Raw genomic sequence first — 21,069 nt, forward strand, 5'->3', positions numbered from 1 at the left:
ACGGGCGACGGGCGACGGGCGACGGCAAGCGAACAACAGCGGCGACGCGCGTGCGACAGGCGCCGGCACGCGTGCGGCGGGGCCGCCGGGGGAACGTACGACTCGACATCCCAAGGTGCAGGAGGTCGTGCCGTGCGCCCCACCACCCCCGTACTCCTCGTCGCCACCCTCACCACCGCTCTCGCCACCGCATCACTGACGGCCTGCGGCGGCTCCGGCAGCGATCCGGACACCGTGCGGATCGCCTACCAGCGCAGCACGGACAACAAGGTCCGGATCATGGACGACCACCTGGCCGTGATCAAGAAGCAGTTCGAGCGGGAGCACCAGGGGAAGAAGCTCGAACTCGTCCCCGTCCAGGCCTCCCAGGACGACTACTACGCCAAGATCCAGCAGATGATGCGGTCCGCGAAGACCGCCCCGGACGTGGTCCGCGAGGACACGTTTCTCATCAACTCCGACATCAAGAGCGGCTATTTGAGACCGCTGGACGACAAACTGGCGGGCTGGAAGGCCTGGGACCGCTTCGAGCGGGCCGCAAAGGCGTCGGTGAAGGCCGAGGACGGCAAGACGTACGGGGTGCCGGACGGCACCGACACCCGCGGCCTGTGGTTCAACAAGCAGGTCTTCGCCAGGGCCGGCCTCCCGGCGGACTGGCGGCCCCACACCTGGAAGGACGTCCTCGACGCCGCCCGCACCATCAAAGGCAAGGTCCCCGGCGTCATCCCCCTCAACGTCTATACGGGCAAGGGGCCGGGCGAGGCGGCAACGATGCAGGGCTTCGAAATGCTGCTGTACGGCACGGGGGCCGACCCCCTCTACCAGCCGGCGGCGAAGAAGTGGGTGGCGGGCAGCCGGGGCTTCAAGGACTCCCTCGACTTCGTCCGCACCGTCTACGCCGAGAAGCTCGGCCCCGACCCCTCCGACGCGCTGGACCCCAACGTCTCCACCCTCGTCGCCACGGAATGGCTGCCGGCCGGCAAGCTCGCCATCGCCCTCGACGGATCCTGGCTCGGCAAGAACTGGCTGCCCTCGGGCGCCAGGCCCTGGCCGGAGTGGACGAACGTCATGGGCCGCACCGCCTTCCCCACGCAGGACGGCGGAGCCCCGGGCCGCGTGAGCCTCTCCGGCGGCTGGACGTGGGCGATCAGCGCCAAGTCCGGCAAGGCGGACCTCGCCTGGCAGGTGATCGAGACGCTGCAGACCACCGCCAACGCCATCGACTGGACCGTGCGCGACGCACAGATCGCCGTACGGGACGACGTGGCGGCGGCCCCGAAGTACCGCGCGTCGATGCCCGGCATCGAGTTCTTCACGAGTCTGGTCGAAATTACCCACTACCGCCCGGCACTGCCGGTGTATCCGCAGGTGTCGCACGCGATCCAGGAGGCGATGGAGTCCGTCACGACGGGCGACGCCGACGCGACGCAGGCGGCGCGCCGTTATGACGACCGGCTGAAGTCGATCGCGGGGGCGTCGGGCGTGACGGGGCGTGACTGACATGACAGGCCTGACGGGCGTGAAGGGACTGACGGGCATGACGAGCCTGACGGGCATGAAGGGCGTGAGGGGACCGACGGGCGTGAACGGCCTGACAGGTATGACTGGCATGACGGGCGTGACCACGCGATGAGAGGGCGGACGGCCACACGGCAGGCGAACGCGGGCCAGGTGGGCCACCGGGCCCGTCCCGCGCAGCCTGTGACGGCCCACCGGTCCCGTGCCGCGCGCTGGCTGCCCATCGCCCCGGCGACGATCCTGCTGCTCCTCTTCCTCGCCGGCCCGATCGCCTACTGCGTCTACCTGGCCTTCACCGACACCCAGCTGACCGGCCAGGCATCGGCTTCGTTCGTCGGCCTCGCCAACTTCCGCCGGGCCTTCGTCGACCCGGACTTCCGCAACGCGGTGCTGCTGACGCTCGCCTTCACCGTCCTGTCGTCCATCGTCGGCCAGAACACCCTCGGCTTCGCCCTCGCGGCCCTGATGCGGCGTGCGTCCAAGGGCGTACGCACGCTGACGGGGACGGTGGTGATCGCCGCGTGGGTGCTGCCCGAGATCGTGGCCGGCTTCCTGCTCTACACCTTCTTCAACCGGCGCGGCACCCTCAACGCCGTGCTGGAGTGGCTGCATCTCCCGCAGCAGAACTGGCTGTTCACGCTGCCCATCCTCGCCGTCTCCTTCGCCAACGTCTGGCGGGGCACGGCGTTCTCGATGCTGGTCTACTCCGCCGCCCTCGCGGAGATCCCCCGAGACGTCACGGAGGCGGCCGAGGTCGACGGCGCGAGCGGCCTGCGCCGCTTCCTGCACATCACCCTGCCGATGATCCGCCGCTCGATCGGCACGAACCTGATGCTCAACACGCTGCAGACGCTGTCCGTCTTCGGCCTCATCTGGGCCATGACCCGCGGCGGCCCGGGCAACCGCAGCCAGACGCTGCCGGTGTTCATGTACGACCAGGCGTTCCTCAAGGCGCTGATCGGCTACGGAACGGCGGTGGCGCTGCTGCTGTTGCTGGTGGGAGCGGCGTTCGCGGCGGTGTACGTGCGGCTGCTGCGGGAGGAGGTGTGAGCTGCCGGCCCGGTGCGCGTTGCCGCCGACGGGCGCGTGGGCAGGCCGCATGGCGCGTGGGGCAGGCCCGCATGGCGCAGGCCACAGGCCGCGTGGCGCATGGCGCATGGCGCATGGCGCATGGCGGCGGCAGACCGCGGACCGAGAACGGGCACCACGTCGACGCCGTCCCGGGGTGCGGTCAGCAGGCGGGCGGCACCTGGCGCCGGCCCGAACGGCCACAGGCAGCGGCAGCGGCAGCGGCAGCGCATACGGTGGGCCCATGCCCGACACCTGGAACCCCGCCGGCGCCGGAGTCCTGCGGCTCCCCTCCGGACGTCTGGTCCGCGGCCGCGCCCTGCGCCGCCCGCTTCCGCCCGGACCGGCGCCGGCCTTCGCCGTCCACCTCCTCGGGAAGCAGCCCCCGCCCGTCGCCTGGGAATCCCGCTGGCTGCGCTGGCCCGACTTCCGGCTCCCCCATGACCCCGACCGGGCCCGGGAGACCCTCGTCGAGGCCTGGTCCCGCGCCGCCACCGAACGCGTCGAGATCGCCTGCGGCGGCGGCCGCGGCCGCACCGGCACCGCCCTGGCCTGCCTGGCCGTCCTGGACGGAGTACCTCCCGCGAAGGCGGTGTCCTACGTCCGCCACCACTACGACCGCCACGCCGTCGAAACCCCGTGGCAGCGCCGCTACGTACGATGCTTTTCCGCCCGCTGACCGGCCTTTGGCGGCCCTGCTTGACGGCCGCCCACCGCAGGGACGGACCGCCGCAGCGCACCGAACTCGGCTGATTCCGATGCCGATCGCACCGGTACGAACGACGATGGCACGATGATGACTGTCTTAGGGCCCAACCTCGGCGCTCGAAGCGCCAGGCCGCCAGCACCGGCCTGCGAGGCCGTCTTCGCCCGGCCGTAGACGTGGCAGAACAACCGCTCCGCCGAGCACGGTGCGTCCGAGCGGAGCCATGGCGAGACATCGACGGCCAGCACCAGCCGGCCGTCGGGAAACCGCGGCAGCGGCAGGCCAGCCAGCAGGTCCCCCAGCCGGCCGGCATCGACCCGGCCCCGGTTCAGCCCGCCGTACAGGGTGCCATGACCACGGCGGTGTTCAGGCAGCAGCGTCAGATCCACAGGCGTCTTCACCCACCCGTCCGCACACAGCATTGCGTCCACGAACTCGAAGGAGCCGCGCCATGACCGATCGGCCGGGGTGTTAGGCGACGTGATTTGCGCGTCAACGATAGCCTCCGCGCTCGTGTGACCTATTGCTGTCGCCAGCGTGGCGCAGGTAAGGGCGAACGAGGATGGGGCCAGCTCCGTTAGGAGCCGGCCCCATCGCTGAGGATTCGTACTACAGCTTGTTCGTCCAGACCTTGCGGGGCTCGTTGAAGCCGTCGCCCTTGCTGGTGAGGGTCCACAACGCGGTTTCGTTGCGGCCGTCGGCGCTCTGGCCGTAGTCGTAGGTGATGCCGATGTCGGCCTTGCCGTCGCCGTTGAAGTCGCCGGCGGTCAGCTCGCTGTTGTTCCAGTTCCAGCTGTCGATGGTGCCTGCCGTGCCGCTTTCCCACAGCTTACGGGGGTCGCTGAATCCGGTGCCGGTTCCGTAGAACACCCACAGGGCGCTCTTGTTCCGGCCGTCGACCTTGTCGTAGCCGTAGAGGACAGCGACGTCAGCCTTGCCGTCACCGTTGAAGTCACCAGCGGTGACCTTGCTGGAGTCCCAGTTCCAGCTGCGTCCGCCGCTTGTCCACGCGTTGCTGTCCCAGGCCTTGCGGGGTTTGCTGAAACCGTTGTCGCCGTTGGAGGTGAAGAACAGCGCGGTCTCGTTGCGGCCGTCGCTGGTCTTGCCGTAGCCGTAGAGAATGGCGAGGTCGGCCTTGCCGTCACCGTTGAAGTCACCAGATGTCAGCTTGCTGGAGTCCCAGTTCCAGCTGTCCGTCCCGCTCTCCCACACCTTGACGGGGGCACCGAGGCCGTTGCCGTTGCTGGTGAAGGTCATCAGCGTGGTCTCGTTGCGCCCTTGCCCGTTCTTGCCGAGCCCGTAGAGGACGGCGAGGTCGGCCTTGCCGTCACCGTTGAAGTCACCGGACGTCAGCTTGCTGGAGTCCCAGTTCCAGCTCTTCCAGGCACCGGAGCCGCTTTCCCAGGCCTTCTGGGGAGCGTCGAAGCCGCTGCCGTTGCTGGTGAAGGTCCAGAGAGCGGTCTTGCTGACACCGTCGCTGGTCTTGCCGTAGCTGTAGAGGATGGCGAGGTCGGTCTTCTTGTCGCCGTTGAAGTCGCCGGAGGTCAGCTTGCTGCCATCCCACCGCCAGCTGTCGAGTGCCCCGGTGCCGGTTTCCCACACCACGCGCGGCTCCTTGAAGCCCTCACCATTGGCGGTGTGAACCCACAGGGCGGCCTGGCTCTTGCCGTCCTTCGACGGACCGTAGTCAGTGAGCATGGCGACGTCTGCCTTGCCGTCGCCGTCGAAGTCACCAGTGGTGGTCACATAACTCTTGGGCAGCGAACGCACCTGCTGGATCCAGCCAGTGATGTCGTCCACGCGGGTGTCGAGGGCTGCTGTGCGGGTCTCCGACGGGTCGGTGCCCAGGCAGCCGCCCTGCCAGGAACGGACGTTAACAGCAATGAGCTCCTGGCGACCGCCAGCTTCACGGAACGCGGGGCCTCCGGTGTCGCCCTGGCAGATCACGGCACCAGCCGACTTGCCGGTGAGGCCGATCGAGGTGCCTTCGGCCGAGCCGACGGTGAAGGACGCGGAGTGCAGACGGTTCGGGACCCACTCGTTCTTCATACGGCCGTAACCGCTGACGCGCAGTTCCTCGCCCTGTACCGGGGCGCTGCGGGTGATCGCCACCGGGGTGACACCGATCACCGGTTTGGCCAGCTTGGCCATCACCAGGTCACGATCCTCGCGCGGCACGAGCTGCACGACGTCGACCACGGCGCCGTTGTCCCGTGTGAGATCGGTACGGCCGATGGTGGCGGTGGTCTTCAGCTTTGGGGCGCCCGCCTGGACCTTGATGTCCTGCGCCGGGTTGTCGGCGAAGCAGCTGGCCGCGGTGATCAGCCACTGCTCGTCGATGAGCGCGGCAGAGCAGCTCCGCTCACCGCCTATGTCGAGCTTGGCCGTGAACTGGGAGGAGTCCTGGGCAGGCGCTCCTTCCACGGACTGGGCCGGGGCCGCGCTCAGGATGGCCGCGGCGGCCGCGCCGGTCGCGACGAGTCCTCTCGTCCACGCTAGGCGTGAGCGCTTGTGAGACATGATCTTTCCCCTCAAGGTGATCACAAATGTTGGAGGCGGGTGGTCAGCCCGGTATCCCTACGCGAGTTACTTGCGATCGCGTGACTGTCTGATTGGTGCACTGGTTCGGCTGGCCTGATCTCGGAGCCCAGGGGTTGCCGCTGGCAAAGAAGCGCAGGTGATGCTGAGGCCGTGATGTCTCAACGGATGCGGTCAAAACACCTCTGTCGGGGGCTGGATCAGCGCCAGCGCGGACTCCCAGCCGCATGCCCTGCGATCAGCTCGTGACGCGGAGCTCGACGAGCATAGAGCGCTGGCTGATGTCGCCGGCCTCGCCGATCGGCTTGTAGTCGTTGGCGGGGGCATCGACGACAGTCTGCTTGCCGTCGGTGCTGATGGTGGCCTTGACCGGGTGATCCTTGGTCCACATGCCGAAGGAGTCCTCCAGCTCCAGGGTGACCCAGCCCTTCGTGCCGCGGACGTTGAAGCAGTACGACTTCTGACCGTTGCGGGCCCTGACGCGGATGGCGTTGGTGCCGTCGCAAGTGGCGAAGGTGATGTTGCCGTCGCCACGCTTGAGGAGAATCTGCTGATTCTGCTGGATCTGGGCAGCGCCGGGATAAGCGTGGTTCTCGATGGCGAGCGGCATGTCGGCGTCCGCGGCGGCGATCGGCGTCTGCGGGTCGGCGTGGGCGATGCCCAGAGCACTGAAGGCGGCGACGGCCGCAGCCGAGCCGGCGATGGCGGTGAAGAGTGCCTTGCGGGCACGAGTGATCGCCACGGGTTCCTCCGGAAAGTGTGAGCGCGAGTGCGCTGATGCATCCGCAAATCTCCGGTAGTAAAACACAGGTAAGATCATATTCTGAGCCGTTGTGCGGCGATCAGGGGGGAGGGCAGCCGCTCAAGTCGTTGAGGGTCGGTCAGAAGGCGCCGACGGAAAAGACCCAGCGGCCTGGCGCTGCATCTTGCTATGACGTTCGCAAACGTGCGATTGACCGCATCGAGCGAGGGGGGAAGCGCCGTATGAAACGGCCAACACTCCTTTCCGGAAGATCGAGATCCGGAAAGTTGTCCCGCGTGACGGGGACAGGCAGAGGGCTCAGCGTTGTGCTGCCCTTGGCCCTTGCGATAGGCCTGCTGGGGGCCGCGCCCGCGTCCGCCCAGGAGGTTCCCGAGGGCTTCACTGACCGAGCCCTGGCCGTCTCCTATTGGGAGTCCGGTGGTTCGGGTATCCGGGAGGCGGCCGAGCGGGCGCTTCTGGGCTCCGACGAGGACATCCGCAAGTTCCTCGGCGAGGCCGACGCGATCCAGTACGACGACGACTACGTCGACGCCAGCCGGATCTTCAACACGGGCAGCATTGCCGTGCGCGAAGCGACGAAGAAGGCGCTGCAGGGCAGCCCTGACGAGTTGCGCGCGTATCTGAAGAGCGGGTGGCAGAAGCCGCTGGAAGAAGACCGCGAGGTCGAGGCCTCCCGTGTCATCAACTTCGGCGGTCCGGGCGTCAAGGACGCTGGTAAGGCCGCGCTCCAGTCTGGTGCCGAGGCCGTCGCGAAGTTCCTGGCGACCGGCCAGTACGAGGCGCGGGAGACCGACAACGAGGTTGAAGTCTCCAAGCTGATCAACTTCGGCGGCCCGAACATGAAGGCTGCCGGCAAGGTCGCATTGCAGGGCTCTGCGGACGACATCGCCGAGTTCCTGGAGGTCGGGCAGTACGTCGCCCGCAACCGTGACCAGGAGCACGCGACGATCGCGCAACTGACCGAGCAGGCCAAGCAGGCCGGTATTCAGGCCGAGGCGGCCACCAAGAAGTCCGAGGCGGCCTCCGCCCGTGCGGTCGCTGCCTCGAACCTGGCCAAGGAAGCCGCCGCGAAGGCCGCCCGGGAGACCGAGGCGGCCCGCAAGGACGCGAACCGTGCTGCCTACAAGGCCCAGCAGGCTGCTGCGTCCGCGCGAGCAGCGGCTGCCGCCGCCCAGGAAGCCATCAGCGCGTCCAATGCCGCCAACCGGGCGGCGCGTACCGCCGCGATCGCCGCGGCTCAGACCGCCAACGCCGCTGCTGCGGCGGCGAACGCGGCCAACGACGCCTACAACGCGGCGATCGCCGCAGCCGGGGACGCGAGCAAGGCCGAGGCCGCCAAGCTGGCCGCGGTCGTCGCCCGCAACGCGGCGACGCTCACCCGCGCCTCTGCCGAGGCCGCGAAGGCCGCCGGCATGGCTTCGGAGGCCGCCGGCGTCGCAGCAGAAGCCTCCCGCAGCGCCGGCGCCAACGCGAGCGCCGCCGCCGATTCAGCGGAAGAGGCCAACCAGTTCGCCGAGGCTGCCGGTGTCTACTCCGCCGAAGCTCGCGAAGCTGCGGCCGAGGCACGCCGCTATGCCAATGTCGCCAACCAGGCCGCGAACAACGCCGCCGCCCTGGCACGCCGCTCGGCGCAGCAGGCCTACGCGGCCCGTGAGGCAGCGATATCCGCCGCCGGCCATGCCGAGAAGGCCGCTGATGCCGCCGAACTGGCGGCGAAGTACGCCGGTCAAAGCGCGGAGGCCGCCGCCAACGCCCGCAAGTGGGCCGACGCGGCAAAGCTCGCCGCTGACGCCGCGACAACTGCCATCAACACCGCCAAGAACGTCCACCAGGTCGCGCTCGATGTCGAGACCCAGGAACTCTCCACCCGCGCCCAAGCCGCCCTGGAGCGAGCCCGCTCGGAGAAGGCCCGGGACGACAAGCTGATCTCGGCTTCTGCGACTGTCGCCCGTGACGCGCGTGCCCTGGACACCACGGCCGAGACCCTGGCAGCCGAGGCGGCCAAGCCGGGCACGGATGTCGCAGCTGTCGCTGCCAAGGGCCGTAAGCTCGCCATGGACGCCTTGAAGCTGCGCGGCCCCTGGCATCAGCAGGCCGCCGCGACCGCGCTCGGCGGTTCGGACGCCGACGTGCTGGAGTACCTGCGCAGCGGCTGGAAGAAGGCGGGCCTGGAGGAGACCCGCAACAAGGTTCTTCAGCTCAGTGTGAACAGCCCCTACCCCTCGATCCGGCAGGGTGCCATCGAAGCACTCAAGGGCACCCCGGAGCAGATCGCGGCGTTCTACACCACCGGCCAGTACGTCGTCGGCGAGGACGACCTCGCCGTCGCTGTCTCCAAGATCAACAATGCTGGTGGGGTCAGCGTCAAGGACGACTCCAAGGCGGCCCTGGCCAACGGCAGCGGCAAGGCCCTGGCCACTTTCCTTGAGATCGGCCAGTACTCGGCCCGTGTGACGGACGAAGAGGTCATCGCCTCCCAGCTCATCAGCAACAAGAACAGCGGTGATGAAGTCAAGGCCGCCGCCAAGGCAGCCCTGGACGGCCCTCCGGCGAAACTGCACGAGTTCCTCACGGTCGGCCAGTACACGGCCGCTCGTAAGGACGGCCTCACCGACCACCACCGCGCCCAGATCGAGCGGCTCCTGGCCGAAGGCCAGATCATTGCCGCCAATGCACAGGTGAACCGGTGGCGTGCCGCCGAAGCTGCGGCTATAGCAAGCAAGGCCTCTGACGAAGCGGCTACCGCCGCCAGCGAAGCCAAGAAATCGGCCGACGCAGCCAAGGGCTACGCGGCAATGGCCCAGAAGTCGGCCGACGCCGCAGCTGCAAGCTCCGCCCGGGCAAGTCAGTCCGCGGCCACCGCGCGCAACGCTGCGGCCGCCGCCGATCGCGATGCCGACGACGCCGAGGCCTCCGCCATGCAGGCCGAGTTCTCCGCCGGCTACGCCCGTGAATCCGCCGCAAGGGCAGACTACGCCGCCGAGGACGCGCGCGCCTCCGCCGTCGCAGCCGGCAAGAGCAAGGCCGAGGCCGACGCGGCTGCGGGGCAGGCCTGGACTGAGGTCAAGCGCAAGCGTGAAGCGGAGATCGCCGAAGCGAAGCGTCTGGCCGAGGATCAGTGGAAGCAGCAGGCCGAGGCGGAAAAGAAAAAGAAGAAGACCTGTATCGTCCCCTTCAACCGGGACACTGTGCCGCCGTGCATGATGGCGCAGGATAAGTACGAGATCGTCTTCGCCAAGCCCGACCCTGAGCTTGCCAAGCTTGTCGGCAAGGCCGCCTGGGAGCTCTCCGGTGGCGCCGACATCGAAAGGTGCATCAAGGAACCCACCTTCGGCGGTTGCGCCATGGCCGCTGCCGGTGTGCTCCCCATCGGCAAGCTCAAGCTGCTCGAGAAGTTGACCGAGGGCGTTGAGGGCATTGCCAAGGGCACACGGTGGGGCAATAAAGCTACCAAGTGCCTGACGAATAGCTTCCCGGCCGGCACTCCCGTCCTGATGGGCAACGGGACGACCCGCCCAATCGAACAGATCGAGCTCGGCGACCAGGTTCTGGCCACCGACCCAAAATCCGGGGTCACTGGCCAGCGCCGCGTCGATGCGACGATCTACACCCCTGACGATCGCGATTTCACGGAAATCACTCTCGCCCAGAACAACGGCGGCGGCTCCCTCACCACCACCGACCACCACCCCTTCTGGGCCGAGAACGACAAGCAGTGGAAGAACGCGGCCGACCTCACCCCGCAGGACACCCTCCGCACCCCTGACGGTGACACGGCACAGATCGGCAGCATCCGCCACTGGACCGGACTCGCCCCCGCCTACAACCTCACCGTCAACGACCTCCACACGTACTATGTGCTGGCGGGGCAGACTCCGGTCCTGGTTCACAATTCCGGAGGGGCGTGCAAGGAAGTAACCCTGCCTAGCTTTGACAGCTTCGAACAAGCCCGCAACAAAGCGCTTGATCTGTTGGGTGAGGTTGATCCAGCTACTCGGCAGCCGTACATCGGACGTCTCGAATCTGCGCCGACGACCTACGGCAAGGTAGTGGGATTCACTACTCGGGTTAACGGTGAATTCAAGAGGTTCAGGATGGATTACGATCCAGTGAAGGGTCCCCATATCAACGTGGAAGTCGGCAAGGGGGACTCGGCGCGTAAGTGGGCAGTGCCATGGAATGGGACAGAAGACGATTTCGCGAGAATGCTTGGCGGTAATTCGTGACGCTCGACGATGTATACGGAACCAGGCCGGACCTCCTGCCCAAATCTATGGTTCGAGTGGTTCGTGCAGATCAGCAGGGTGGCCGACGGCTAACTTGGGTTGGCCGGCCGGGTGTGCAGCTGCTGAACCTGGATCAGCATCTCCAGTACGAGCGCGAAAGCCTCAGTCATTACCCGCGCAGCTCCGACGGTGCGATCGCGTGGAGCGCGGTGGCTGATGGTTTGGTGCTCAGCTCGATGGAGTCGGGTTCCATCGAGCTGAGCACCGTAATCCAACAGTTCGCCCCGAAGGCTGGCAGCCTAATCTTTTTCTGGGGGAGCTTGGCGGTTCCGAGTGTAGAGACGGGGCTTGAATTCTCCATTTCTCACCTGCCGGATATTGCAGAATCCGAACCGGAATTCTGGGTCTATTCTCCAGGTGACCGCATTGTGGTGGAAAGTTCGTTCTCTGGCGTAGTGACTGTGGCCCATATTCCTGTGGAAGCAGATGGCCAGGGTCCTGCGTAACGCCGTTTGACGGCAACGCTGACGGCAACGTCAGCGGACGACCACCGCTGAGGGCGGCGGCTCTTCGGAGTCGTCGCCCTCAGCCAGTGCGTCGCTCAGGGTGTCGATGGCCTGGCGCTGGAGGCGGAGTCGGACGTGGGCGCAGACGCCGGCGGTGACGCCGATATGGGCGTGGCCGAGGAGTTCCTTGATGACGACGAGGTCGACGCCCTGTTCCAGGAGCAGGGTGGCTGTCGAGTGGCGGAGATCATGGAAGCGGATCGTCCGGAGTCCGGCGCTGTGGAGAAGGCGGCGGAAGCGGCGGGTGAGGTTGCCTGGGTCGAGTGGCCTGCCCTTCGGGGTGGTGAAGACGAGACCGTTGTCCGTCCAGCCCGTTCCGGCTGCCTGACGCTCTTCCTGCTGCTGTTCCTGGTGCATCTTGAGGGAGTTGATGCATTCGGTTGGGAGGGCGATGCGGCGTTCGGAGGCGAGGGACTTGGTGTTCAGGACAGTCAGACCCTGGCTGCGGGTGCGCTGGAGGAAGCGGTGGATGGTGGCGGTGCCGCCGTCGAGGTCGAGGTCTTCCCAGTGGAGACCGAGGAGTTCGCCATTTCGGAGTCCGGTGCGCAGAGCGAGTTCGTACAGGGCATGCAGCCGGTCGGCGCCGACCGACTGGAGGAACTGTCGGGCTTCGGCGGCGGTGAAGGGCTGGAAACGCCGGGGGCGGGGCGTGGTGATCTTGACGTTCCGGGCGACGTTGCGCGGCAGTTCGTCCTCGCGGACGGCGTGTTCCAGGGCGGACTTGAGGACCGCGTGGACGTACGTCACGGTCAACGGTGACAGCCGCTTTCCACAGCACTGGCCGATGGCGCAGCAGGCCTGCCGAGCAGCGTCCCGTTCTTGGGCGCAGCACTGGCAGGTGGTGCGGAGTCCGTCGAGGAAGGTGCGGATGTCGCGGGTGGTGAGCCGGGCGAGCTTCTTGGCGCCGAGGCCGGGGTTGAGGTGGAGGCGGCGTAGCGGGTGTGGGTGTTCTCCCGCAGGTGGTGAACGGCGACGGCGTCCAGCCAGTAGGCAAGGTAGGCGCTCACGGTGCTGTCGGCTGCCGCGACGGGGAGACCTCGGTTGCTGGCGGCGATCTTCTCGGTGAGCTTGGTCATCGCGTCTTTGCGGGTGGTGCCGTAGACGCGGACGCGCTTGCGGGTGTTGCCGGGGGCCAGCACGTATCCGGCGGCTTCCCACCGTCCGTCCTTGCGCTGGTAGACGGTCCCGTCACCGTTCGCGCGAGCGCGGGAGCGGCGGGGCGGAGCGGGGCAGTGTGTGGTCATCAGGCGGCCCTGCCTTCCTTGATGGGCTGAGCGAGCCAGTCGTAGGGTTGGCTCACCCAGGAGTGCCAGGTGTGGCTGATCGGGCGGTGCCCTCGATGGCTCTGGAGGCTTGGCCGCCCAGCACTCCGCGACGACTCGGCTGCGGCAAGGAGGGACCCCCTTGCCGTACGGCCGAAAAGCCCCAGTAGCTCCGCTACGAGGGCGCCCCGGCCGTACGCCGAGCGCACGCACCGAACAGCCATGCCTGATCCGACTCGAATTGTCAGACAGGTCCTAGTGGTCCTTGCAACACCCCAGTTCAAGAGTCCGATGGATTTCAAGATCCGGAAGAACTGGAGTCCAGAGGGGCGGTCGCCGTCTGCTGCGTGGGCGAGAGGTATGTCTCCAGCTCACGCAGCAGGGCTACAGCAACGATGCCTGCCGGATCGGCCGGCATCAACACGCAGACCGGCAAGCGGTGGCCCAACGGCTGGCACTCGCCACCGACTGGGAAGGCGGAGCCTCCGATCCTTGCGGAGGCTCCGGTTTCCGACCCGTCGCGGTACCTCCGGGAGGAGGACCGCATCCAATCGCCGACCGGCTGCGGGTGGCGCTCATTGAACTGAACCAGGGCAGCGCATCCGCGTTGGAGGTCTACTGCTGGACGGCGGACAGTGACGCAGGCGGCAAGCCGTACCAGATCTGGCACGAGGCGAGCAGCCAGCGCGTCGACTCTGTTCGGTGCCACTCCTATAGCGCGGACCTGTACATCTATAGGTGGGTGTCGGACGGCAAGGGCGTGATGGCCTATGTGAACGGCGAGGAGTACCCGGGCCGGCCCAGCGAGTACGGGCCCATCACGTACAACCTCGGTGTCACCGAAGGTGCAAGGTCAGCTGACGTCGTGCCAGACCGATAGCGGCCCGGGTGTACGACTGCCACGCCGAAAGGCCCATCGCCTGATTCGCTCGCGGTCATGGATCCGCCCGCAGCCCTCGAAGGCGCCGGCTTCCAGCGAGAAGGACACCGCCCCCACACCTGGACAACGGCGAAGGGACCGACGACCTCCTCTACCGGACCTCTGCCAGCAACGTACTGACGTCCCGGGGCATATCGTGCTCGGCAGAGTTGCCTGGGCGGAGCCGCGTCGACCCTCCCTACGGGTGGGCCGGCGCCTGCGCTGGTGCCCCCGCACGCGGTAGCAGGCGTCTTGCGCGGGAACTGGCTGTGAATCCCAGCCCGCTTCAGCTGGACCAGTCGGCCTCGACCTCCACGGCGACTGGGTCAACGATAGATCGCCACCCATCGCACCCTCTGACCCGCACACAGCCGAGAAAGCAGGGTCGCGCACTACCGTCCCATTGAGCCGGGAAGCCCTGCTTGTGGAAGAAGCAGGGCTCACCGTGCCCAACGGCGCTCCGCTCAAGCGGTACGCCCGACCCGTCGGACACGGTCGACACCTACAGTTGCGCGGCGCGTCCGTCAGACAGTGGTACGTACTGGACGCGTGAGCCGCCCGAGCGCTCCGCCGCCGACACCCACAAAGCGGCACCTGGCAGACCGAATTCACCGCCCCACCGGCGCGCAGCCGACGGCCATCCCTTCGCGGAGCACGAACCACACCCGCTTGCCGATCACCTTCAGCCCGTCCCACACCAACGTCACCCCCGATTCGCACGAGAGGCTCCGCACGAGCATGAGCCCCCTGCCGCTCTCCTCGTCGGCCCGCGCCTCCCGCCGGTACGGCCGCCTCGCCGGGTCGTCGTCCCGCACCGCGACGATCACCCGGTCCCCGTGCACGGCCATCTCCACGGCCAGCACCGGCACGCGGGCGTGCAGCACGACGTTCGTCACGGCGTCGGACACACAGACCCGGGCGTCGTCGATCAACCGGCCCCGGTCCGCCGCACTGAGTACGGCGGTTACGAAGTCTCTCGCGATGCGGGGCGTCGTCACGACCGCCGGTGCGGCCAACTGGTAGTACTCCACGGGCTCGTGATCGATGGCTGCCTCGGCAACGCCGAGTGTTGCTGTACCCATTCGTTCCGCCTCTCAACGTGGTCTCCGCGGCACTCCGCGCATCCGACAGGCGTCCATGACCCGACCGCTCAGAGCAGTCAACAGGCATGCCTACGACTGCGCTTCGGCCCACCAGACACGGCTTCGACGGTAGAGCATCGCGCCTCAACTGTTGGACACATTTGGCTAATCACTTGAACGAGTGGACCGCCGGAGGGTCACGGTCCACACTGATTGCCAACAGGAGGGGATCCGATGCCATCAAGGAAGGCCCCCACCGCCCGCCAGCGGCGGCTGGGCGCCGAGCTCCGCAAGATGCGTGAGCATGCCGGGCTGACGCCCACGCAGGCCTCCGAACTGCTGAGCACCGATCGAACAAGCATCAGCAACACGGAGTCGGGCCGCTTCGGCGTCAGCGGAGAACGCGTTCGCGCATGGGCTTCGCACTACAAGTGTCCCGATGCCGTCTATGTGGACGCGCTCATCGCCATGGCTGAAGAGCGCGGTAGAGGCTGGTGGGAGGATTCGCGCGGGACCCTCTCCACGGGAGCGCTCGATCTGGCCGAGATCGAAAATCACGCGACATGCCTGATGGCCTTGCAGGTCGTCTACATCCCCGGCCTGCTCCAAACAGAAGAGTACGCCCGAGCCGTATTCGGCCAGAGTGTTCCCAAGCTGAGCCCTCTGGACGTCCAGCGCCGAGTCTCCTACCGAATGCAACGCAAGCGCGTAATGGAGCGCACCCCGCCAACGCCCTGCACTTTCCTCGTACATGAGGCTGCCTTGCGAATGATTTTCCCAGGGAGCGACGGCCAGCGGCGACAGCTGGAGAGAATGGTCGAGACAAGCGACCAGGAAGGCGTCTCCATCCACGTGATCCCGTTCGAGGCCGGCGCGTTTCCCGGCGCCAACGGATCACTCACCTTCGCTGCCGGTCCTGTGCCACAGCTGGACACCGTAGCGCTCGATACAGCTCACGGCTCGGTCCTCCTGGATGCGCAATCCCATTTGGAGAACTACCGGTGCATCCTGAGCCGCACTCTGGAAAAGTCTCTTGCGCCACGGAAATCGCGAGATTTCATCAGCAGAATCGCAAAGGAACTGTGAAGGCATAAGAATGTCCGAGATGACCTGGCAGAAATCATCCTTCTCCGGAGACAGGGACGACTGCGTCGAGCTCTGCGGCCGGAACGACCACATCGCCATACGCGAAAGCGACGCCCCCCGCACCGTCATCAACACCACCCCCGCCCGCCTGCGCGCTCTCATCGCCACCGTCAAGGCCAGCGCCTAGAGCTTTCTCGTAACTCGCAGTCGGGTACTGCGGTGAGCTGGTCGCGCAGATCATCCCCGCTCAACGTGGCGAGCTCATAGAGGCGTTCACCAGGCTACGCCTGTGCCAGTTCCAGCGCCTCGTGCGTGCTGTCCATCGCAAGGGTGGCCGGGCCCTGGGTCCGGAGGATCGGCCGGGCCGCCGAGCCGACGCATCGTGCCCTCGGCCATGCGCTGAGCACCACCGCCCTGGCGGTCCTGCTCGTCTGGAGCGTAGCCCTGGCTGTCTTGCTGCACGTATCAAAACATTGCGGCGGGGGAGCTGATTCGTTGGCTGCCTCACCGGAACGCATCAGACCTTGCACTACCCGGACATACCGCAGGCACCTTCTCTGGTCCGCCCATTGACCCACGGAAGCTGCTTGGTGCCAGCTGTCGTGGATCGGTACTCCCAGTGTCAGAGGGCACTGGCAGCATCGTCGCTATGAATGTCGTCCGTACCACCCCGCCGCGACCGCTCGACGTCACCGCGGTCTTCCCCCAACTGGCTCCGCTGGCACGCACGGCGACCCGGTTGCATCCCCGCCGCGGAGCTCCTTCGGCGCACGACAGTTCGATCGGCGGGCCACTGCTGTGGCCCGCCGACGACCCGTGGCCGCACTGCGACGCCCCGCACGAGGGTGGGGACCACGCGCTGGCTGAGCTGCGCCTGCGGCAGCGCATCCGGGCGAGCGAGGCGATGTACCCGGACGGCGATCCCCATGTTCCCCAGTACACGCCTGAGGAGCAAGCGGTCTTGGACCGGCTCGACTCCGACGAAACGTGGCACGACAGCACGTGGCTTGAGGGCCCGGTCGCCCTGCTGCCCCTGGCCCAGCTCTATGTGCGTGACATCCCCCTGTTGCGCCCGCCCGCGCAGGCCGGGGCGGATCTGCTCCAGGTGCTGTGGTGTCCCTTCGACCACCCTCCGGAGAAGTACATGCCCAGGACCGTGCTGGTCTGGCGGTCCGCGGCCGCCGTCACCGACATCCTCACCTCACCCCCGGAACCGCCCCTGGTGGTCGAGGATTACGTGCCGGAGCCGTGCGTGCTCGCGCCGGAGCAGGTCACCGAGTACCCCAGCCCCATGGAGTTGAGCAAGGAACTGCGAGAGCAGATCGGGGATTGGAGCATTTGGCAGGCAGCCGACGCCGGTGTGGACAGCTCCTACGCCCCCTACCCGGATTCGTTCTATGGGAGCCACCTGTCCGTCGCCCCCGGCTGGAAGGTCGGCGGCTGGCCCATGTGGGGCTACACCGACCCCGCTCCCCGGCCCTGCCCCGCGTGCGACACCCCGATGGACCCGCTGCTGAGCATCGACACGTTCGAATGGGACAGCAGCAACCGCAGCTGGATCCCGTACGAAGACCAAGCCACCACGTCCTCGACTGACCCCCGCTACCGCGACCTGATGCGACCGACCGAGATCCAGATCGGCGGCGGCCACAAACAGCAGATCTACTTCTGCCCGGCGGCGCCGGAGCATCCCCACATCGAGCTGATGCAGTAGCCGGCCAGATGGCAACCGACCCCCCAGTGGCCGCCTCTGCCGACGCCCACCCGAGAAGAGAACCTGGCTGAACTGGGCCCTCTCGGTGGACTCCACGATCGTACGTGCCGACCAGCACGCGGCCGGGGCCCGCAAAACGCGCGGGCCCCGGCCGGTGAGCCTGACGACCATGCCATCGGCCGGTCCCGCGGCGGACTGACCACGAAGATTCACCTCGCGGCTGACGCCCACTGCCGGCCCCTGGCCTTCTTCCTCACCGCCGGACAGGCCGGTGACGCACCCGCCTTCGCGCACGTGATAGCCCGCTTGCGGGTTCCCCGCCGACGCGGACGCCCCCGCACAAGGCCGGACATCGTCCTGGCCGACAAGGCGTGCTCATCACGCGCCATCCGTGAGCACTTACGACCGTGAGGGGAATTAAGGTCGGGGCGGGTTGGCCTGGCGGTTCGGCTGGTGGCTGATCAGCAGGGAGTGTCGCGGGCGAGGACAAGTTCGGTGCTTGTCCGGCGCTGGGTGGGGCGCTTGGCGGCGCGGTCGGAGATCAGGCTGGCGATCGCGAGGTAGGTCTCGGCATAGGTTGCACGGCGGCCGGTGAAGCGTCGGAGCGGAGCCCACTGCCTCAGTTCGGCGTTGGTGTGCTCGACACAGATGCGGGCCGAGGAGTGGCGGCGCCTCGCCTCACCCCAGGCGTACTTGTCACCGTCGCAGGCATCGTCCTTGGGTTTCTTCGGCGGGGCGCTCACCTGACGGGGGAACTCCTTGGCCAGCCCTTGGTATCCGGAGTCGACCTTGGCTTTCACGCGGGGGTGCTGGCGGAACTGCTCGGCGATGCCCTCGCTGCGGACGGCGGTCTGATCGTGTATGCGGCCTGGCCGGACGACACCGGACAGCACCATGCGGCCCTGGCCGTCGCTGAACGTCGTTGTCTTGATGGTGTTCTGCCGGCGCTTGCCCGAGACGAACGCCCGGCGGCCTGGGCGGGCCGCCTGCGGGCGGCGTACCTGGGTCTCCGCCCCGTCCAGCCGCAGTTCGACCCTCTCGGCCTCGGCGTAGGCGAAGACGTCCGCGAGCGTCTTGAGCCGCAGGCCGGGCCGGTCGGGAACGGCGAAGCCCCGGGCCGCGAGCAGAGGGCGGACCTGCCGGACCGCAGCGGAGACCGTGGAACGGTCCACGTCGAAGAGCTCGGCCAGGACCGCGTGCGGCAGCCCGTGCCGCAGATGGACCAAGGTGACCAGCAGGCGGTCGACGAAGACCGGCTTCGGCTTGCGCCCCGCCCCAACCGCTCGCTGACGAGGTCCGCCACGCTCGGCACGCAGTACGGATTCCCGGGCGGCTTCCCACGGGCGAGCGAGCTCTTCGAGTAAATCGCCGAAATGTGCACGGGAGACCCCGGACAGGGCAGGATGGCAGCAGGCCGCACGGGCCCAGGTCGGCTTCACAACTCACCCAACCTGCACGGCCCTTCTCATGTCACGGCCCGACCGGGACGATCGCCATGTCCGCCGAGGCCGTAAAGCTGCTCAGCCTGAATCGCGTCTGCCGGGACCTCGAAGACGGTCTCGAGCCCGTCGCGTTCGTCCCCCTGCTCGCCGACGCGCCTGAAACCGAAGCCCGCGATGGTGGCCAGGGAGGCGTTGTTGTCGGATCTGATAGTGGCCCGCACGGTCCTGACATCGGGTTCGGCGGCCGCCCTGACGAGCAGCGCCGTCAGCATGGCGCGGGCATAGCCCTGGCGGCGGTACCCGGGCACGACGGTGTAGCCGACCTCGACCATGCCGGCCTCGTCCGGCGGCCCGTGGAACCCGGCGTCGCCGACGACGGCCCCGTCCGGCTCGGACACCACGGCCCGCGTGATCCAGGGCGCGACAGACGGGTCCTCGGCGAGCTGGTCAGCGCGATAGCCGAAGATCCAGCGTGCCCGGTCACACACGAAGTGTTCGTCAAGGGCGACCCCGGCCTCGGCACTGCCGCCAGCGAGGTCACCGTCGGCAAGCGCCCGCAGCGCCTTTGCGCTGAGCGCGACGAAGCGGACGCGTTTGGGTATGGAGAGAAGTTCGCTATTCATCGCGGAGATGCTCGCCCAGCACCGGAGGGCTGTCCACCGCTTTACCGCCTCGGCGGACAGGATGATCGTCTCGGTCGGGCCGTGACATGAGAAGGGCCGCACGGACGCAGTGATACCTACGCCGAGACCCATCGCGCGATTCACTCACTCGTCTCCGACCGATCCGCGAGCGGGCCACCCGCCGCCGGATGTGCACCGAATCGTCCTCGTCCGCGACACCGCCCGCTGATCACCCACCAGCCGAGCCGCCAGGCCAGCACTCCCGAAGCTCATTTTCCCCCGAGAGCGTTACGCAAGCGCGGGATCCGGGCAGTGATCCCCGTCCCAGCGGGCCAACGCGGCCATCGGCGGCGTCGAGGCAGCCGGGGCGGCAGGCCGCCCCTCTTTGACCGCGAGGCCTACAAGCAGCGCAACACGGTCGAACGATGCATCAACCGCTTGAAGCAGTGGCGCGGAATCGCCACCCGCTACGAGAAGACAGCCAGCATCTACCTGGCAGGACTGCACGTAGCGGGCATTTTCCTGTGGTCCGCCCGGTGATCCAAACGAAACGGCCTAGTCGATGCCGAACCGCGTGCGGATCACCTCGGCGATCCTGGCCAGGGTCCAGCACTGGTCCTCGGCCCAGCCGTGTGCGGCCGGCCGGCGTCCAGCAGGGCCTCCAATTCCCGCAGCTGGCCGGGGGTGAGACGGCAGCGGGCACCACCGGGCCCCTTCGAAGCCAGGGCTTCTCTCCCGGCCCATTCCTCAGCAGTCAACCCGCCACCGTCGGGATACCTCATGGCTACGACATAGCAAACACCGCGTCAGCTGTCACCAGTCTGGAACCCCCACAGTTAAAGATCTCTAGATCATGCCTACGCCCCCTTCAACCAGTGTCGAGGCCGCGCGCGAGGCCGTTGGTGATCGCCTCCGGGATATTCGACGCGATGCCGGTCTTTCGGCCAAGGAGGTTGCTCGGCAAGCGGGTTAGCACCCCTCCAAAGCCTCACGCCTGGAAAACGCCGTTACTCCGCCGTCGGATGCCGACATACGCGCATGGTGCGCCGCATGTGGGGTCGATGGTGCAGCCGCTGATCTGATTGCCGCCTCCCGCGCCGTCGGCGTCGACGTATCCCCCGTCCAGCTCGACGCCGCCCGCGAGCGCTGGGGCGGCCTGCCGGGCCTGGAGCTGCACCAGCGGGGCGCGCTCGACTTCATGAGCGAAACCACCGAGCGCTTCGACGCCGTGCACTCCGCGTTCGGTGCCATCTGGTTCACCGACCCGGACCAGATGCTCCCCGCCATCCGCCAGGTCCTTAAACCCGGCGGAGTGCTCGCCTTCTCGCAGCGGCCTCCGCCCCGAAGGCTGGAAGACCGGCACGCTCCTTGTCCGGGCGCTGGCACCCGGCGTCTGATCCCCGCGCCCGAGCGGGCTCCCTGCCCGCCACCCGGGTGGGCTGCCCGCTCGAGGATTCTCTAAGTGCCCGTGTACAAACTGATCCACAGCTCTCGGTTGGGTGGGCCGGTTCGCCGATAACTGCACGTTGAAACAGGGCCTCTTGGTAGTCCAGGGG

16 protein-coding genes and 3 pseudogenes are annotated in these 21,069 nt (G+C 67.6%); 12 read left to right on the top strand and 7 right to left on the bottom strand.

All coding sequences use genetic code 11. The features are described from left to right. The first annotated feature begins 132 nt into the window (after positions 1–132). From AB0F13_RS12625 to AB0F13_RS12635, 3 genes are all read left to right on the top strand, one after another. A complete protein-coding gene (locus AB0F13_RS12625) occupies positions 133–1,500 on the top strand; it encodes an extracellular solute-binding protein (RefSeq protein WP_362079495.1) in 1,368 nt (455 codons plus the stop codon). 201 nt (positions 1,501–1,701) lie between these two features. Beyond that, complete coding sequence (locus AB0F13_RS12630) at positions 1,702–2,568, top strand: sugar ABC transporter permease (protein ID WP_362079498.1); 867 nt, start codon at positions 1,702–1,704, stop codon at positions 2,566–2,568. Between the two features lie 262 nt (positions 2,569–2,830). Next, entirely contained in the window at positions 2,831–3,265 is a 435-nt protein-coding gene (locus AB0F13_RS12635) for a protein phosphatase (RefSeq protein ID WP_362079501.1), read from the top strand. Here the strand turns inward: AB0F13_RS12635 and AB0F13_RS12640 are convergent. From AB0F13_RS12640 to AB0F13_RS12650, 3 genes are all read right to left on the bottom strand, one after another. Then, positions 3,238–3,792 carry a transposase gene (locus AB0F13_RS12640; protein ID WP_362079576.1) on the bottom strand — a complete coding sequence of 185 codons (555 nt, stop codon included), beginning with the start codon at positions 3,790–3,792 and terminating at the stop codon, positions 3,238–3,240. The genes AB0F13_RS12635 and AB0F13_RS12640 overlap by 28 nt on opposite strands. Positions 3,793–3,901: 109 nt before the next feature. Further along, positions 3,902–5,812 carry an FG-GAP-like repeat-containing protein gene (locus AB0F13_RS12645; RefSeq protein WP_362079504.1) on the bottom strand — a complete coding sequence of 637 codons (1,911 nt, stop codon included), beginning with the start codon at positions 5,810–5,812 and terminating at the stop codon, positions 3,902–3,904. 256 nt (positions 5,813–6,068) lie between these two features. Beyond that, positions 6,069–6,572, bottom strand: coding sequence for a hypothetical protein (locus AB0F13_RS12650; RefSeq protein WP_362079507.1), 504 nt, complete (start codon positions 6,570–6,572; stop codon positions 6,069–6,071). 335 nt (positions 6,573–6,907) lie between these two features. Between AB0F13_RS12650 and AB0F13_RS12655 the strand changes: the two genes are divergently transcribed. Further along, complete coding sequence (locus AB0F13_RS12655) at positions 6,908–10,819, top strand: polymorphic toxin-type HINT domain-containing protein (protein ID WP_362079510.1); 3,912 nt, start codon at positions 6,908–6,910, stop codon at positions 10,817–10,819. A 113-nt stretch (positions 10,820–10,932) separates the two neighbouring features. Beyond that, a complete protein-coding gene (locus AB0F13_RS12660) occupies positions 10,933–11,325 on the top strand; it encodes a hypothetical protein (protein WP_362079513.1) in 393 nt (130 codons plus the stop codon). 30 nt (positions 11,326–11,355) lie between these two features. Here the strand turns inward: AB0F13_RS12660 and AB0F13_RS12665 are convergent. Then, positions 11,356–12,629, bottom strand: a pseudogene (locus tag AB0F13_RS12665) (tyrosine-type recombinase/integrase). 586 nt (positions 12,630–13,215) lie between these two features. Here AB0F13_RS12665 and AB0F13_RS12670 point away from each other — a divergent pair. Beyond that, entirely contained in the window at positions 13,216–13,527 is a 312-nt protein-coding gene (locus AB0F13_RS12670; protein ID WP_362079516.1) for a hypothetical protein, read from the top strand. Between the two features lie 647 nt (positions 13,528–14,174). Here AB0F13_RS12670 and AB0F13_RS12675 read toward each other — a convergent pair. Further along, positions 14,175–14,648 carry an ATP-binding protein gene (locus AB0F13_RS12675; RefSeq protein WP_362079519.1) on the bottom strand — a complete coding sequence of 158 codons (474 nt, stop codon included), beginning with the start codon at positions 14,646–14,648 and terminating at the stop codon, positions 14,175–14,177. 234 nt (positions 14,649–14,882) lie between these two features. On the opposite strand from AB0F13_RS12675, the gene AB0F13_RS12680 reads away from it, so the two are divergent. From AB0F13_RS12680 to AB0F13_RS12695, 4 genes and pseudogenes are all read left to right on the top strand, one after another. Further along, complete coding sequence (locus tag AB0F13_RS12680; protein WP_362079522.1) at positions 14,883–15,734, top strand: Scr1 family TA system antitoxin-like transcriptional regulator; 852 nt, start codon at positions 14,883–14,885, stop codon at positions 15,732–15,734. A gap of 10 nt (positions 15,735–15,744) precedes the next feature. Beyond that, positions 15,745–15,921 carry a DUF397 domain-containing protein gene (locus AB0F13_RS12685; RefSeq protein ID WP_362079525.1) on the top strand — a complete coding sequence of 59 codons (177 nt, stop codon included), beginning with the start codon at positions 15,745–15,747 and terminating at the stop codon, positions 15,919–15,921. A 462-nt stretch (positions 15,922–16,383) separates the two neighbouring features. Further along, on the top strand, positions 16,384–17,448 hold the full coding sequence (locus AB0F13_RS12690; RefSeq protein WP_362079528.1) for a hypothetical protein: 1,065 nt from the start codon (positions 16,384–16,386) through the stop codon (positions 17,446–17,448). Positions 17,449–17,520: 72 nt separating this feature from the next. Continuing rightward, positions 17,521–17,841, top strand: a pseudogene (locus tag AB0F13_RS12695) (IS5/IS1182 family transposase); the annotation flags it as partial. Positions 17,842–17,909: 68 nt separating this feature from the next. On the opposite strand, the gene AB0F13_RS12700 reads toward AB0F13_RS12695, so the two are convergent. Together AB0F13_RS12700 and AB0F13_RS12705 are read right to left on the bottom strand one after the other, a co-directional pair. Then, entirely contained in the window at positions 17,910–18,845 is a 936-nt protein-coding gene (locus tag AB0F13_RS12700; RefSeq protein ID WP_362079579.1) for a transposase family protein, read from the bottom strand. A gap of 68 nt (positions 18,846–18,913) precedes the next feature. Beyond that, the gene (locus AB0F13_RS12705; RefSeq protein ID WP_362079531.1) at positions 18,914–19,513 is read right to left on the bottom strand and encodes a GNAT family N-acetyltransferase; all 600 of its coding nucleotides are present in this window, start codon (positions 19,511–19,513) and stop codon (positions 18,914–18,916) included. A 288-nt stretch (positions 19,514–19,801) separates the two neighbouring features. Here AB0F13_RS12705 and AB0F13_RS12710 point away from each other — a divergent pair. Further along, positions 19,802–20,053, top strand: a pseudogene (locus tag AB0F13_RS12710) (transposase); the annotation flags it as partial. Between the two features lie 541 nt (positions 20,054–20,594). Beyond that, entirely contained in the window at positions 20,595–20,975 is a 381-nt protein-coding gene (locus AB0F13_RS12715) for a class I SAM-dependent methyltransferase (RefSeq protein WP_362079581.1), read from the top strand. Positions 20,976–21,069: the final 94 nt, after the last annotated feature.

It is taken from the genome of Streptomyces sp. NPDC026206 (genome assembly GCF_040638465.1).
Classification (GTDB): Bacteria; Actinomycetota; Actinomycetes; order Streptomycetales; family Streptomycetaceae; genus Streptomyces.